This is a genomic window from Mucilaginibacter sp. SMC90 (genome assembly GCF_022811725.1).
Lineage (GTDB): Bacteria > Bacteroidota > Bacteroidia > Sphingobacteriales > Sphingobacteriaceae > Mucilaginibacter.
Genome location: NZ_CP094527.1, coordinates 39,301 through 54,415, shown reverse-complemented (window position 1 = coordinate 54,415; position 15,115 = coordinate 39,301). Strand labels below are relative to the sequence as shown.

Here is a 15,115-nt window from a genome sequence, read left to right as displayed (position 1 = left end):
TGTGATTTGAATCAAATCCGAAATCGAACATCCGAAATCCGACATGAAAATAATTACATATAACGTTAATGGTATCCGCTCGGCAATAAACAAGGGTTGGCTGGCCTGGTTGCAGGCTACTGATGCTGATGTTGTTTGTTTGCAGGAAATTAAAGCAACACCTGATGTGCTCACCGATCTTGGTTTGGTTGACCAGATGGGCTACCAGCACTACTGGTTCCCGGCCGAAAAGAAAGGCTACAGTGGTACTGCCATTTTTACCAAAATATTGCCCAAACATATTGAGTACGGCTGCGGCATTCCCGACTTCGACCGTGAAGGCCGCTGTATCCGCGTTGATTTTGATGAGGTATCGGTGATGAGCGTTTATTTTCCTTCAGGCTCAAGCGGTGATGAACGGCAGATTTTTAAATACCGTTTTCTGGATGAGTTTGGAAAATATCTTACACTGCTAAAAGTAGAACATCCTAACCTGGTAGTTTGCGGTGATTATAATATTTGCCACCGCCCTATTGATATCCACAACCCTAAATCAAACGCCAATTCATCGGGCTTTTTACCGGAAGAGCGCGAATGGATGGAGAACTTTATTGAGGGAGGATTTATAGATACTTTCCGCCATGTAAATAAAGAACCGCACAATTATACCTGGTGGAGTTTCCGCGCCGGGTCCCGTGGTAAAAACTTAGGCTGGCGTATCGATTATGCTATGGCCAGCAGCCCGCTCGAAGAAAAGATCCGCCGCGCAGCGATACTGCCCGAAGCTAAACATTCTGATCATTGCCCGGTATTGCTGGAGCTGGAGTTTTAACCCCTCCTATTGAAAAAAAAGCGTCATTGCGAGGTACGAAGCAATCCCAAACTATACAGGGCGGACCTGCCGATTGGGGATTGCTTCGTACCTCGCAATGACGCGTGTATAAAGCGTTCATTAAAGGGATTTACTTCGGCCCGTAAGTAACCACCGGCACAATCATTTCCTCTAACGAGATCCCGCCGTGCTGGAAGGTTTCATTATAAAAATTCACAAAGTGGTTGTAGTTGTTAGGGTATACGAAATAGCTGTCTTCCTTGGCAAATACAAAGCTTGAGCTGATGTGCAGCCTTGGCAACATGGCATCATGCGGGTTACGGATATGGAACACTTCCTTGGCATTATAGTTAAGGTTTTTGCCTTGTTTATATCGCAGGTTGGTGTTTGTATTCCTGTCGCCTACAATTTTGCTTGGGTTTTTTACGCGGATGGTACCGTGATCGGTAGTGATCACTACGCGTACCTGTTTTTGCGCCAGAAATTTCAACAGATCAAACAACGGCGAGTGCTCAAACCACGACAGGGTTAATGAACGGTAAGCGGCATCATCACTTGCCAGCTCGCGGATCATCTGCATATCTGTACGGGCATGTGACAGCATATCCACAAAGTTATATACCACCACATTGAGCTCGTTGTTCATGAGGTTATTGACCGACTCGTTCAGTGCACGGCCTTCGTCAATGTTTAGAATTTTATGATATGAGTGTTTGCAGTCTTTGCGCAATACTCGTTTTAGGTGATCGGCCAGGAATTCGGCTTCATATAAGTTTTTACCGCCTTCGTCCTCGTCATTTTGCCACATGGTTGGGTAGCGGCGCTCCATATCCAAAGGCATCAAGCCCGAAAAAATAGAGTTACGGGCATATTGCGTGGCCGTTGGCAGGATACTATAGTAAGTATCTTCTTCCTCCAGCCTGAAATACTCAGAGATAATAGGGTTGATGATCTTAAACTGATCGTAGCGCAGGTTATCAATCAAAATAAAAAACAGCGGGCCCTTGCCATCCAGCTTAGGGAACACCTTCTTTTTAAATAATTGAGGCGATGAGGTTGGCGCCAGGTCGGGGTTTTTGATCCAGTTCAAATAGTTGCGTTCTACAAACTTGCAAAACTGCATATTGGCTTCGGCCTTTTGCAGTGTCAGGATCTCGTGCATGCCCGCATCTTCCAGCTTTTCGAGTTCAAGTTCCCAGTAGATCAGCTTTTTGTAAACGTCAACCCATTCCTGGTGGCTCAGGTTTTCGTTAAGGGTCATGCCAAGTGTCCGGAAATCCATCTGGTAGGCCATGGTGGTTTTTTCGGTAACCAGGCGTTTGTTTTCAGTAAGCTTTTTTATAGTAAGCAAAATTTGCTTAGGGTGTACCGGCTTAATCAGGTAGTCGTCTATTTTTGAACCGATGGCATCTTCCATCAGGTACTCTTCCTCGTTTTTGGTGATCAGCACAATGGGCACATCATTATTAATGTTCTTGATCTGCTGCAATGTCTCCAAACCGGTAAGTCCCGGCATGTTTTCGTCAAGAAAAACCAGGTCGAAGTAATTGTTCTTGAATGAATCAACCGCATCATAACCATTGGTTACAGTGGTTACTTTGTAGCCTTTTTCGCCAAGGAAAAGTATATGTGGTCTTAGCAGGTCAATTTCGTCATCGGCCCATAAAATGGTGGTGTCTTGCATGGTATATATATTAAATTTCTGAATCAGAATTTTCAGGATTTGAAAATTTACAGAATGATTCAGTATAAGGTTAAACGTTAATTCAAATATCGGTTTTTTAAACCGCTCATTTAGTAAATCCTAAAATTCTGTGAATTCTGATTATGACAGTAAACCCCAAATAGATGCTTTTGTTGTTACACAGTAAAGGTATTAACAAAATTTAACAAACCTGTCGCGCTTATTTTACCTTTGTTTTACATTTTTGCATTTACATAAGCAACATTGAATAAAAAGAAAATAATTAACGACCCGGTTTATGGTTTTATCAGTATCCCTACCGAACTGATCTTTGACCTTATATCCCATCCATACTTTCAGCGGTTACGTTATATCAAGCAGCTGGGCATGACCCACCTGGTGTACCCCGGTGCGCTGCATACCCGTTTCCACCATGCTTTGGGTGCCATGTACCTGATGGCTACAGCCCTTGAAACCCTACGAGGTAAAGGCCATCAGATTACTGCCGAAGAAGAAGAGGCTGTAACCATTGCCATACTATTGCATGATATCGGTCACGGCCCGTTTTCGCACGCTTTGGAAAATACCATTATTGATGGCATAGCACACGAGGATATTTCGTCGATGCTAATGAATAAGCTTAATGCCCGGTTTGAGGGTAAGCTTACCATGGCTATCGATATTTTTAACGATACCTATCCCCGCAGGTTCCTGCATCAGCTGGTATCCAGTCAGCTGGATATGGACAGGCTGGACTACCTTAACCGCGACAGTTTCTTCACCGGTGTATCCGAAGGTGTGATCAGCTCTGAGCGGATCATTAAGATGCTTAATGTTAAAGATGACCATGTGGTTGTTGACGAAAAGGGGATTTACTCGATAGAAAAATTCCTGATAGCCCGCAGGCTCATGTACTGGCAGGTTTACCTGCATAAAACGGTAATAGCAGGAGAGGAGGTGCTGACCAAGATCTTCAGGCGCGGCCGTGAATTGATCTCGCAGGGTGAAAACCTTTTTGCTACTCCGGCACTGATGCATTTTTTAAAGAACAGTATCAGTCGTGAGGCCTTTATGAATGAGGACCACCATCTCGAAACTTTTGCTTGTTTGGATGATACCGACATTATGGCCTCGGTAAAAGTATGGGCTTACCATCCCGATCAGGTACTTTCGCACCTTTGCAAAAACCTGGTGCAGCGTAACCTTTTCAGGGTTGATATCACCAACGAATGCCCGGATGAGGTTTTTGTTGAACAGCTCCGTCAAAAAGCAATGCAGAAATATGGCATTAATTATGAAGAAGCCACTGCTTACTTTGTGTTTACCACATCCATCCGCAATAACGCTTACAACCAGAATGATGGCAACATCGGTATATTAATGAAGAACGGCGAGGTAAAGGATATTGCCGCTGCCAGCGATAACTCAAACCTGGTTGCTTTGGCTAAAACGGTGAAAAAGTATATTCTTTGTTACAATAAGGAGTTGATTTATTAGTCTCAAGTCGAAAGTCATAAGTTAAAAGTCAAAGAAAAAAGGACTTGCGACTGATGACTAAAGACTTACAACTTCTTAAAGCTTGTTCATAACTCATTAATAATTTGTTGCTTCAATTTTAACATTTAAATTTGCCCGATGCAATTTACTGCTCATGATATAAGTTTACTGCTCAACGGAACTGTTGAGGGCGATGCTGCGGCCACGGTTAGTCAGCTTGCCAAGATAGAAGAGGCCGGTGAAGGCAGCCTGTCTTTTTTGGCCAATCCTAAGTATGAGCAGTTTCTGTATACAACCAATGCTTCAATAGTTATTGTTAATAACAACCAGCAGTTAACCGGCCCGGTAAAAGCGACTTTAATCCGGGTTGAAAATGCCTATAGCGCATTTACCGTTTTACTTGAAAAATACAATTCCTTCAGGCTGGATAAAAAAGGCATTGAACAGCCAAGTTTTATTCATCCCACAGCGCAGATTGGGGCAGGGGTTTACATAGGCGCATTTGCCTATATCGGTCAAAATGCAACAATTGGTGATAATTGCAAGATCTATCCCAACGTTAACATTGGCGATAATGTAACCCTTGGCAATAATGTAACCCTGTTTGCCGGCGCTTCGGTTTATTTTGATTGTGTTATCGGTAACAATGTAATTGTACACTCAGGCGCCGTTATTGGCAGCGATGGTTTTGGTTTTGCGCCCAATCCCGACGGCACCTATACCAAAATTGCACAAATTGGTAATGTAATTTTAGAGGACGATGTTGAAGTAGGCTCCAATACCACTATCGACAGGGCAACAATGGGATCGACAATAGTGCGTAAAGGCGTAAAGATCGATAACCTGATACAAATAGCTCATAATGTTGAAATTGGGGCGCATACTGTAATTGCAGCACAATCGGGCATATCGGGGAGTACCAAAATTGGCGAGAGGGTTGTGATTGGCGGGCAGGTAGGATTTGCCGGGCATATCACTATAGCCAACGGATCGCAGTTTTCGGCCCAAACAGGTATAAACGTATCTATTACTGAAGAGGGTAAGGTATGGGGAGGTTCTCCAAATATGCCATATAAAGACTACCTTCGTGCCCACGCAAAGCTGCGAAAGCTGCCAGAGCTTGACCGTAAGGTTTATGAGCTTGAAAAATTGATTGAAGAACTACGTAAAGGTAAGGCAAGCGAATAGCCTTAGCCTGTAATTTTAAATATGAACGTTAAACAAAGAACTATTAAAGCGCCGGTTTCGGTATCAGGAACAGGCTTACACACCGGACAAAGCGTTACAATGACCTTTAATCCAGCCCCTGAAAACCACGGTTATAAATTCAGGAGGGTTGATATTCCCGGTGCGCCCATTATTGATGCCGATGTTGATAACGTAAGCGATACTTCGCGCGGAACATCTATCAGTCAGAATGGTGCTACTGTAAATACAGTTGAACATGTACTGGCCGCTTTGGTTGGGCTTGAAATTGATAATGTACTTATTGACCTTGATGGCCCCGAAACGCCGATCATGGATGGCAGCTCGATACAGTTTGTTGACGTTATAACCGAAACAGGCCTGATTGAGCAGGATGCTGATCGCGAGTACTACCATATTCCTTATAATATCCACTATTCTGAACCCGACCGTAAGGTTGAAATGGTGGCCATGCCATTAGATGATTATCGCTTTACCTGCATGGTTGATTATAACTCGCAGGTATTGGGCAGTCAGCATGCCAGTATCTCAACCATTGGCGAGTTCAAAAAAGAAATTGCTTCATGCCGCACTTTTTGCTTTTTACATGAGCTTGAAATGCTGCTAAAGCATGACCTGATTAAAGGCGGCGATTTGAACAATGCTATCGTAGTTGTTGACAAAGATGTTGATCAGGACGAACTTAACCACCTAGCCAAACTGTTTAACCGTAAGGATATCAGCGTTGCGCCGCAGGGCATTTTAAACAATATCGAACTTCGCCATCAAAATGAACCCGCACGCCACAAGCTGCTGGATATGATAGGCGATCTGGCGCTGGTTGGCGTACCGCTTAAAGGCCATATCATGGCTGCAAGGCCTGGCCACGCCGCTAACGTTGCTTTTGCTAAAAAGATCAAGGCTTTAATTAAAAAAGAAAAAAGCCGTAAACAGGTAAAAACATATGATCTTAACGCTAAACCGCTTTTTGATACGGTTGATATTATGGGCATGCTGCCCCACCGTCAGCCTTTCCTGATGATCGATAAGATCCTGGAGCTTACTAAAAGCCATGTTGTAGGTTGCAAAAATGTAACCATCAATGAGGAGTTTTTTAAAGGTCATTTCCCCGGCGCGCCTATTTTTCCCGGCGTATTGCAAATTGAAGGTATGGTGCAAACAGGCGGCATCCTGGTATTAAATACCGTGCCCGATCCGCAAAACTACCTCACCCTGTTCTTGAAAATTGAGAATGCCCGCTTTAAAAGCAAAGTAGTGCCCGGAGATACCATTATTTACGTGTGTGACCTTATCGCTCCTATCCGCCGTGGTATTGCTACCATGAAAGGTGTAGGTATGGTAGGCGACCGCATTGTTGTTGAAGCCGAACTGATGGCTCAAATTGTTAAAGTAAAAGAAACAGAAGCATGATCCAGCCATTAGCATACATCCACCCACAGGCAAAAATTGCCGATAATGTGGTAATTGAACCATTCGTTACCATCCACAAGGATGTTGAAATTGGCGAAGGTACCTGGATCGGCTCCAACTCCGTAATTATGGATGGTGCCCGGATAGGTAAAAACTGCCGTATTTTCCCTGGCGCGGTAGTATCTGCCCCACCGCAGGATTTAAAATACAAAGGCGAGCAGAGCACCGTAACCATAGGTGATAACACAACCATACGCGAGTGTGTTACCCTTAACCGCGGTACAGCGCTCGATAAAAATACCACTACCATAGGCAGTAACTGTTTGCTGATGGCCTATGTACACGTAGCGCATGATTGCGTTATTGGTGATAATGTTATTGTTGCCAACGCTGTGCAGCTGGCCGGTCACATTACGGTTTATGATTACGCTTTTATTGGCGGTTCATCTGCCGTACACCAGTTTGTGGAGATCGGTGCGCATAGCATGATCTCGGGCGGTTCACTGGTACGTAAAGACGTTCCTCCGTTTACCAAAGCTGGGAGGGAGCCGTTATCTTATGTTGGTATCAACTCAGTAGGTTTGCGCCGCAGGGGTTTTTCTGCAGCTACAATAGCAGAGATCCAGGAGATCTACCGGATCATATTCCTCAAAAAATATAACGTAACCAAAGCGCTTGATATCATCGAAGCCGAGTTTACCCCAAGCGTGGAACGCGATGAGATCATCAACTTCCTGCAAAACTCGCAAAGAGGTATCATGAAAGGTTTTGGAAATACCTAAATTTAAGTCGGAAGTCCATGGTCAATAGTCGATAGTCCATGGATTTCCTAAATAATTGCTATGGCTTGCGTTCACTAATGCAAATGGCTATGGACTATCGACTATTGGCTATCGACTTAAAAAATGATCATCACCCTCCAAAACATCGGCCGCCGCTTTAACCGCGACTGGATTTTCAAAGGGGTGGATTATACCTTTACTTCCGGCGAATCATATGCTATCCTCGGCCCCAATGGTTCCGGGAAATCGACTTTATTACAGGTTTTAAACGGCAGTCTTTCGCCATCTGCCGGCAAAATTGAATTTGCTAACGAAGGCAAGCCGGTTGAAATAGACAGTGTTTTTACCCATTTAAGTCTCGCTGCCCCTTATTTGGAGCTGATAGAGGAGTTTACCATGAGCGAGATGGTCGACTTTCATTTCAGGTTTAAAAATTTCAAACAGGGGATGGATAAAGCCCAGTTGATCGATCTGCTCAATCTGCCTAAAAGTGCCAATAAGCTTATCAAATACTTTTCATCGGGCATGAAGCAGCGCCTCAAACTGGCCCTTGCCTTTTGTGCCGATACCCATATGCTCATGTTAGATGAACCTACCTCCAACCTGGATACCCAGGGCGTTGACTGGTACCTGAGCCTCGTGCAGCAATTTGCCGCCGGTCGCTTAACCATAGTATGCTCCAACCAGGAACATGAGTATGGTTTTTGCAATCACAGGTTGAGTATTGTGGATTATAAGGTTTAGTGAGTGGTTGATTGGGAGAGTGGAGAATGGTTGAATAGTTCAATATTCCATACGTACCTCAACGTTCAAAAAGCTCCTTAATTCAAGAAAGTTTTGAAAAACCCAGCTTTATAAGTGAGCAAACCACTCTCTCAATCAACTTAATCAACCATTCACCCGCAAAACAACCACTCACTTAATCAACCCAATCAACCATTCACCAACATAACTACTTGTTTCTTTGCACTTAAGTAACTAAGTTTGCGCCTCAATATTATTTTATGGCTAAGGCATCAGATGTTAAAAATGGAAATGTACTTCGCTTCAACGGCGAATTAGTTCAGGTTGAAGAGTTTTTACACCGTACCCCGGGCAACTTACGCGCGTTTTACCAGGCCCGTATGCGCAACGTTAAATCAGGTAAACTGGTTGAATACCGTTTCCGTACAGATGAAGAGGTTGACATAGCCCGCGTTGAAACTAACGATTATCAATACCTGTATGATGAAGGTGATTCATTAGTAGTAATGGACAACACCACATACGATCAGCATAACGTACCAAAGGCATTATTTGGCCCGGCGGTTAAATTTTTGAAAGAAGGCATGAACGTAATTGTTGCCTTTGAAAGCGAAGAGCCTATCATGGGTACTATCCCGGGCTCTGCCGAGTTAGAAATTACTTACACCGAACCAGCTGTTAAAGGCGATACTTCAAGCGGTGCTTTAAAAAGTGCAACTGTTGAAACCGGTGCCGAGATCCGCGTTCCTTTATTCATCAACATTGGCGATAAAGTTAAGGTTGATACCGCTACTGGCGCATATGTTGAGCGCGTGAAGGGATAAACCTTTCACTCCGCATGGAGCGTAAAATATTTTATAAAACAAGAATAGGTTTCGCATGCGAAACCTATTCTTGTTTTATATCATCCGTTTTTGCGATGACGTATTTCTATACCTAAAATGCTTCATGTATATGAGTCATGATCCTCACCATTTCATCCCTTACTTCGCGGGTTGGCCGGGTAAAATTATTGTTCATAAATGCAAATGCCAGGCGCTTGCCTTTACGGGTAACTATATAGCCGCTTTGGTTATAATTGTTGCTTAGCGAGCCTGTTTTAGCCCATACAAATGGCTGCCCGTTATCTGTTTTATATGCGCTTTTGATTGTGCCAGCCACACCACCTACCGGCATCATGCTGTGTAGCAGGCTATCATCTTTTACTTCATCCTTAATTTTGAGCAACAAGGCCACGAGATCCCGCGGCGTAAACAAATTATAGCGCGATAACCCAGAGCCATCAACCCATTGCGGCACATCTGGTAAATCATTCAAAAAATGAGCTTTCGAATAGCTGATCACCGAATCGGTATTGAGCGTATTAAATTTCACCGACGAGCACACCAGCAGCAATTGCTCGGCAATAAAGTTGTCGCTCGGCTGCAGCATGCGCCTGTAAACCGAATCGGCATTGGTGTTGTAAACAATGCCGCTACCGGCTACCAGTGGCTTATTAAGTAAGGATACAGATTTCTTAAGCGTATCCTGCAATAAGGCCATGGTCAATTGCAGGCTTGTTTTCCAGGGAATTTCCTGTTTAAAATTCTTAGGCACCTCCCCGGCAGGGTACACAAAGCTATTGCTGGTAACGTCGCGCTTAACGTTAAACGATGCCGGACTATAACTGATGTCGGCATTTAAAAACCGCTTTAAATAGGTAGGCTTTACCTGCATGTTGCCATCACTATCAGCATAAAGCAGGGCAACATTATCTTCAATAGGCAGGGCCGTTATTTCGGCCTGGTAATAATCGTTATAATCATCCCAACCCCAGCCCGCTCCAAAAAGCCCGCCTGTATAGTTACCCGCCGAATAAAAAAGCTGCTTATTACTCCGCTTTAAAAAGTTAAGCCCGTTAACCCCTTTCAAATCACTGTGCAAAAAGGAGGGATCGCCGGTGCCCCAAAATATCAACGAATCGCCGCGGGTTTGGTAGCGTAATGCAGGAATAGAATCGCCAAGCATTTTAAGGCAGGTATAAAAAGTAAAAAGCTTGGTGTTAGATGCCGGTGTAAAGTATTTATCAGCATTTAATTCATATATCATTTTATGCTCATCAAGGTCATAAAGGGCAAAGCCGGTAAAGTGATCATTAACAATTTGCGAATGCCTGAATAGCTTTTTAATCTTCCGTTTTTTTATCGAACGGGCATAAATAGTATCATGGCACAGGGTTAAAACACAAACAATTAACAGAAATGAAATTGTTGACTTTCGCATAATAAAATAATTATTTAACAAATAAATCTCGTAAATTTAATATACCAACTATAACCACTTTGTTACACAAGCTATATTATAAATTACGCCATCCGGGGGCATTGTGGCTTGCATTTGTGTTAACATTTTGCTTTACGGCTACAGCCCGGGCCCAGTACTTTGATCTTGACGTACATAAAAAAAAGGTGAATATCCCGTTTAAGCTGGAGCGAAACCTGATGATCATTCAGCTCAAGATCAATCAAAAAGGGCCCTATAATTTTATATTGGATACCGGCGTAGGCCTTATGATCATTACCGATCCTAAATTAGCCGATTCTATCAGCATTCCTAATAAACGCACGTTAAAAATACCCGGCCTTGGTGAAGGCGAAGATTCTGAAGCTTATGTTACTTCAACCATAGATGTTGCCATACCTGGCCTGGTTAGTTATGATGTTGCCGCGGCCATTTTGAAAAAAGATGTGTTTAACCTTTCGGGATATGCCGGTATGCCTATCCATGGATTGTTAGGCTACGAGTTTTTTAACAATCTGGCCGTAAAGATCAGTTTCCAGGACAGCGTAGTTACCGTTTGCAGGTCTAAAGATCTTAAACCTTTCAGGAAGGCGAACAAAATCCCAATGTCTATTGAAGACAGGAAGGCTTATATAAATGCGCGGGTGGTGATGCCGGGTATAGCGCCTATTAAAACCAAGCTGGTTGTTGACCTTGGGGCCGGGCACCCGGTATCTATTGAGCGTTATATCAAAACTTATGGCCTTCCGCAAAAGTTCATTTCTTCGGCCAACCTTGGCATCGGCTTAAACGGGCCAATAAATGGCTTTATAAGCAGGATGGAAGAATTTGATTTAGGCAAATTCAAGCTGAAAAAGGTCATTGCCTCGTTTCCTGACGATGGAAACAACCAAATCAACCTTTCTGTAAAGCGCGATGGCAACCTTGGTGTTGGCATTCTTAAACGTTTTAATGTAATTCTCGACTATCCGGATAGCGCCATGTACCTGAAACCCGGCTCAACTTATAACGCACCATTTGAACATGATATGAGCGGTCTTGAGTATTATGCAGCCGGCGATCATCTGGAAAGGATCGTGATCAGCCGGGTTGAACCCGGTTCGGCTGCCGATGAAATTGGCCTCGAGCGCGATGATGAAATAATATCAATAAATTTTAAACCCGTTTCAAGAATGACCCTGCAGGATATTGATGAGCTTCTTAAATCAAAAGATGACCGAAGCCTGCTGCTTGAGGTTTATCATGATAAACGGGTAGATAAAGCCGTGCTAACCCTTAAGCGACGGATATAATTAATAACCCCCGCAACATTATTATTGATAAAACGCTTTATCAATAAAAAAGCCCCTGTTTTTATATATGTTTACGGTTTAAACTATTATATATAAATGAAAAAACAATTGTCGCCCGGTATCTATTTGCGCGGCTCAGTATTGGCGCTTGCAGTTTTGGCAGGCTCTTGCGCCACAAAGAAACATGCAAACCAAAGCCTTACCTTAAAAACTACAACTACACCAAACGGAACTGTTACAACAGCAACAACCGGAGCTCCTAAAAAGGAGGGGATTAAAAAATTCAGCGATCTTATCCCTGCAAAAACGAAGGCCGATAGCGGCTTGTTTAACACCTATAAGGTTGATGGCAAATACTACTACGAAATTCCCGATTCATTGATCAACCGCGAAATGCTGGTAGTAACCCGTTTTGTAAAAACACCGGGCGGCTTAAAAACCTTTGGCCAGCAATATGGCGGCGAAGAGATCAACGACCAGGTTTGGAAATGGGAGAAACATGATAAGCAGGTATTTATTCGCGTGCCAAGCTATTCGTTACGCGCCGATAGCACCAGCGATATGTACCAATCGGTTAAAAATTCCAACCTTGATGCTGTACTGGCCTCTTTTGATATAAAAGCCTTCAATAAAGATACCACCGGGGTTTTGATTGATGTTACCGATTTTTATAATGGCGATATTGCTGCCATCGGTTTATCTGATGATATCAAAAAGGCATATAAAACAATGGGGGTTGACAACTCCCGTTCGTATATAGATACCATTAAAAGCTTCCCGATAAATGTTGAGGCACATACCCTAAAAACCTACCGTGCCGGCGAGTCGCCAACCGATAACAGCAATGCTGCCATTACATTTGAGTTAAACACTTCAATGTTGCTGTTGCCTAAAACCCCGATGAAGGCCCGCATTATGGACCCCAGGGTTGGTTATTTTGGCCAGCGCCAAACTGATTATGGCACCAATGCTCAAAAAGCGCTGGTTACAGCATACATCCACCGCTGGAAATTGGAACCCAAAGACCCAGCTGCTTATGCAAAAGGCGAACTGGTTGAACCAAAAAAACAAATTGTATTTTATATTGACCCGGCTACACCTAAAAAATGGGTGCCATACTTAATACAAGGCGTAAACGACTGGCAAAAAGCGTTTGAAGCTGCAGGCTTTAAAAATGCTATTACGGCTAAAGAGGCCCCTACAGTAAAACAAGACCCGCAATTTAGTACAGAAGATGCCCGCTACAGCGTTATCCGGTATTTTGCATCAGATGTAGAAAATGCATACGGCCCTCACGTAGCCGATCCGCGAAGCGGCGAGATCCTGGAAAGCCATGTTGGCTGGTACCACAACGTTATGCAACTATTGCGCGACTGGTACCTGATCCAAACAGCAGCAGTAAACCCAAATGCACGCCACGCACAGTTTTCTGACGATCAGATGGGCGAGCTGATCCGTTTTGTATCCTCGCATGAAATTGGCCATACATTAGGGTTGCCGCACAACTTTGGTTCCAGCTATGCTTATGCTGTTGATTCATTACGCTCAAAAAGCTTTACTGATAAACATGGCACCGCGCCATCCATTATGGATTACGCCCGCTTCAACTACATAGCACAGCCCGGAGATGGGGTTACGCACCTGTACCCGCAAATTGGGGAGTATGATAACTGGTCGATAAAGTGGGGGTATACCTGGTTCCCCGGCAATAAAACGCCCGAACAGGAAAAAGAGATCTTAGCCGTATGGACCAACAAAAATGCCGGCAACCCGGTTTATTACTTCGGCCGCCAGGGCACTTCTATTGACCCCCGTTTACAAAATGAAGATTTAGGCGATAATGCCATGAAAGCCAGTGCCTATGGCATTGCAAACCTGAAACGCATTTTGCCCAACCTCGAAAAATGGTCGTACAAAAAAGATGAGGACTACAGTGATCTTAACGAACTATATAACGAGGTTTTAGGCCAGTATTACCGTTACATGGGCCATGTAACCACCAACATTGGCGGCATGAACGAAAACTTTAAAACTTATGATCAAAAAGGACCGGTTTATGATTTTGTAGGTAAAGACCGCCAGCGCGAAGCTGCTTTATTTTTAAACCAGCAATTATATGCCACACCTTCATGGCTTATTAACAAGGCCGAACTGGCCAAGTTTGATAACGGTGTCATCATTAACCGCATTAAAGCAATGCAGGTTTCTGTATTAGGCAATGAGTTAAACGCTTCAAGACTGGCCCGCATGTATGACAACGAGGCCAAAAACGGCGCTAACGCCTACACCGTTGCTCAATTACTGACAGATTTGCATACCGGCATATTTGGCACCACCAAACCTGATAGCTATCAGCGTAACTTGCAACGTGGCTACATTGAAAACCTGAAAAGCCTTTTAAATATGGACGCAAGCTTTTCGTTCCCCGGCGTATCAAGCGCACAGCTGGCAAGCTGGGGCTTTACACCAATTAACATTGTACTGTCTGATATAAGGCCGATGGTACGTGCCGAGTTAAAGAAAATTGATACCGGTTTACCAAAAGGCGGCGATGCTATAACTGCAGCCCACTATGCCGACCTCCGCCTCCGGATAAAGGAAGCCCTCAACCCAACAAGGCCGGTTGTTAATATTGGCGGTGGAGTAATGAGAGGAATAAATACAGCTAACCAGGATATACTGAATGAGAAAACAGGAAGTATGAATTGCTGGCCGCGAACCAATGTTGAAAACTAATTTGATTTAAGGATCAAAAAATCTTCTTACAATCCTGCCTTAAATTTTTAGGGCGGGATTTTTATTTTTAGGGCCTGTTAAAAACCCCGCCATGTTGCTTAATACTATAACTTATTTGATGCGCACGAGCCTCGTTATTATTTAAGCTGGCTTATGTTGTCAAAAAAGGCAACCTGCAAATCAAGCAGCGACTTTACATTAATTTTTTCGCCGTAGGCGTCAAAGCATAAAAACTTGGTGGCCTCCGGTTTATTTTTCTTCGATTTTTCGAAAAAATTAAAGGTTTCAAAAAAATAATGATTGGTTGTAATATGGCTTCTGTTATTTGTTTGAGAGGTGTTAAGCCTGAACCCGATCGTATCGATCCATTTGTGCACTTTTGCGTGCAGCGAGTTTCCAATATTGTTCATAGGTTAATGTTTGATTAAGTATTACGAAATACTGTGCCACAATGTTACCATCATATCAGATGATTTTAAACAATAGTTTATTTCTTGTGTGAATTACTTAAACGTATTGATACCGCTATTGGTATCCGGCGCAACAATTATTGAAACTAATTATCCACACATCCGTAATAAACTTTATGAACCTCAAAATGCCCTCCAGGCAGCACAATTTTTCGCTTATAATTGACTGACTGATCTTTATAGCAATCACAAGGCCGGAAATT

Annotated in this window: 12 protein-coding genes; 9 read left to right on the top strand and 3 right to left on the bottom strand. The window is 43.4% G+C overall.

Going from position 1 to position 15,115, the window contains the following annotated elements; genetic code table 11:
• Positions 1-43 precede the first annotated feature (43 nt).
• Positions 44-811, top strand: coding sequence for an exodeoxyribonuclease III (locus MTO98_RS00220; protein ID WP_243484444.1), 768 nt, complete (start codon positions 44-46; stop codon positions 809-811).
• 130 nt (positions 812-941) lie between these two features.
• On the opposite strand, the gene MTO98_RS00215 is transcribed toward MTO98_RS00220, so the two are convergent.
• Positions 942-2,495, bottom strand: coding sequence for a bifunctional response regulator/alkaline phosphatase family protein (locus MTO98_RS00215; protein WP_243484442.1), 1,554 nt, complete (start codon positions 2,493-2,495; stop codon positions 942-944).
• Positions 2,496-2,759: 264 nt separating this feature from the next.
• Here MTO98_RS00215 and MTO98_RS00210 point away from each other — a divergent pair, with 264 nt between their 5' ends.
• From MTO98_RS00210 to efp, 6 genes are all read left to right on the top strand, one after another.
• Positions 2,760-3,992, top strand: coding sequence for an HD domain-containing protein (locus MTO98_RS00210; RefSeq protein ID WP_243484440.1), 1,233 nt, complete (start codon positions 2,760-2,762; stop codon positions 3,990-3,992).
• A 138-nt stretch (positions 3,993-4,130) separates the two neighbouring features.
• The gene (gene lpxD, locus MTO98_RS00205) at positions 4,131-5,180 is read left to right on the top strand and encodes a UDP-3-O-(3-hydroxymyristoyl)glucosamine N-acyltransferase (protein WP_243484438.1); all 1,050 of its coding nucleotides are present in this window, start codon (positions 4,131-4,133) and stop codon (positions 5,178-5,180) included.
• A gap of 21 nt (positions 5,181-5,201) precedes the next feature.
• A complete protein-coding gene (locus tag MTO98_RS00200) occupies positions 5,202-6,608 on the top strand; it encodes a bifunctional UDP-3-O-[3-hydroxymyristoyl] N-acetylglucosamine deacetylase/3-hydroxyacyl-ACP dehydratase (protein WP_243484437.1) in 1,407 nt (468 codons plus the stop codon).
• Entirely contained in the window at positions 6,605-7,390 is a 786-nt protein-coding gene (gene lpxA / locus MTO98_RS00195; RefSeq protein ID WP_090532656.1) for an acyl-ACP--UDP-N-acetylglucosamine O-acyltransferase, read from the top strand. Before MTO98_RS00200 ends, lpxA begins: the two co-directional genes overlap by 4 nt.
• A 123-nt stretch (positions 7,391-7,513) precedes the next feature.
• Positions 7,514-8,134, top strand: coding sequence for an ABC transporter ATP-binding protein (locus MTO98_RS00190; RefSeq protein ID WP_243484435.1), 621 nt, complete (start codon positions 7,514-7,516; stop codon positions 8,132-8,134).
• A gap of 260 nt (positions 8,135-8,394) precedes the next feature.
• Positions 8,395-8,958: an elongation factor P gene (efp, locus tag MTO98_RS00185; RefSeq protein WP_243484433.1), complete on the top strand. Its 564-nt coding sequence runs from the start codon at positions 8,395-8,397 to the stop codon at positions 8,956-8,958.
• 112 nt (positions 8,959-9,070) lie between these two features.
• Here the strand turns inward: efp and MTO98_RS00180 are convergent, their stop codons facing one another.
• Positions 9,071-10,396: a D-alanyl-D-alanine carboxypeptidase/D-alanyl-D-alanine-endopeptidase gene (locus MTO98_RS00180; RefSeq protein ID WP_243484431.1), complete on the bottom strand. Its 1,326-nt coding sequence runs from the start codon at positions 10,394-10,396 to the stop codon at positions 9,071-9,073.
• Between the two features lie 59 nt (positions 10,397-10,455).
• Between MTO98_RS00180 and MTO98_RS00175 the strand changes: the two genes are divergently transcribed.
• Together MTO98_RS00175 and MTO98_RS00170 are read left to right on the top strand one after the other, a co-directional pair.
• Complete coding sequence (locus MTO98_RS00175) at positions 10,456-11,706, top strand: aspartyl protease family protein (protein ID WP_243484429.1); 1,251 nt, start codon at positions 10,456-10,458, stop codon at positions 11,704-11,706.
• Positions 11,707-11,802: 96 nt separating this feature from the next.
• A complete protein-coding gene (locus tag MTO98_RS00170; RefSeq protein ID WP_243484428.1) occupies positions 11,803-14,442 on the top strand; it encodes a zinc-dependent metalloprotease in 2,640 nt (879 codons plus the stop codon).
• Positions 14,443-14,579: 137 nt separating this feature from the next.
• Here MTO98_RS00170 and MTO98_RS00165 read toward each other — a convergent pair whose 3' ends face one another.
• On the bottom strand, positions 14,580-14,852 hold the full coding sequence (locus tag MTO98_RS00165) for a hypothetical protein (RefSeq protein WP_243484426.1): 273 nt from the start codon (positions 14,850-14,852) through the stop codon (positions 14,580-14,582).
• Positions 14,853-15,115 lie beyond the last annotated feature (263 nt).

Coding starts and splice junctions, on each gene's coding strand:
- lpxD (WP_243484438.1), top strand. CDS start 4,131: ATGCAATTTACTGCTCATGATATAAGTTTACTGCTCAACGGAACTGTT.
- MTO98_RS00220 (WP_243484444.1), top strand. CDS start 44: ATGAAAATAATTACATATAACGTTAATGGTATCCGCTCGGCAATAAAC.
- MTO98_RS00200 (WP_243484437.1), top strand. CDS start 5,202: ATGAACGTTAAACAAAGAACTATTAAAGCGCCGGTTTCGGTATCAGGA.
- efp (WP_243484433.1), top strand. CDS start 8,395: ATGGCTAAGGCATCAGATGTTAAAAATGGAAATGTACTTCGCTTCAAC.
- MTO98_RS00215 (WP_243484442.1), bottom strand. CDS start 2,495: ATGCAAGACACCACCATTTTATGGGCCGATGACGAAATTGACCTGCTA.
- MTO98_RS00180 (WP_243484431.1), bottom strand. CDS start 10,396: ATGCGAAAGTCAACAATTTCATTTCTGTTAATTGTTTGTGTTTTAACC.
- MTO98_RS00170 (WP_243484428.1), top strand. CDS start 11,803: ATGAAAAAACAATTGTCGCCCGGTATCTATTTGCGCGGCTCAGTATTG.
- MTO98_RS00190 (WP_243484435.1), top strand. CDS start 7,514: ATGATCATCACCCTCCAAAACATCGGCCGCCGCTTTAACCGCGACTGG.
- MTO98_RS00165 (WP_243484426.1), bottom strand. CDS start 14,852: ATGAACAATATTGGAAACTCGCTGCACGCAAAAGTGCACAAATGGATC.
- lpxA (WP_090532656.1), top strand. CDS start 6,605: ATGATCCAGCCATTAGCATACATCCACCCACAGGCAAAAATTGCCGAT.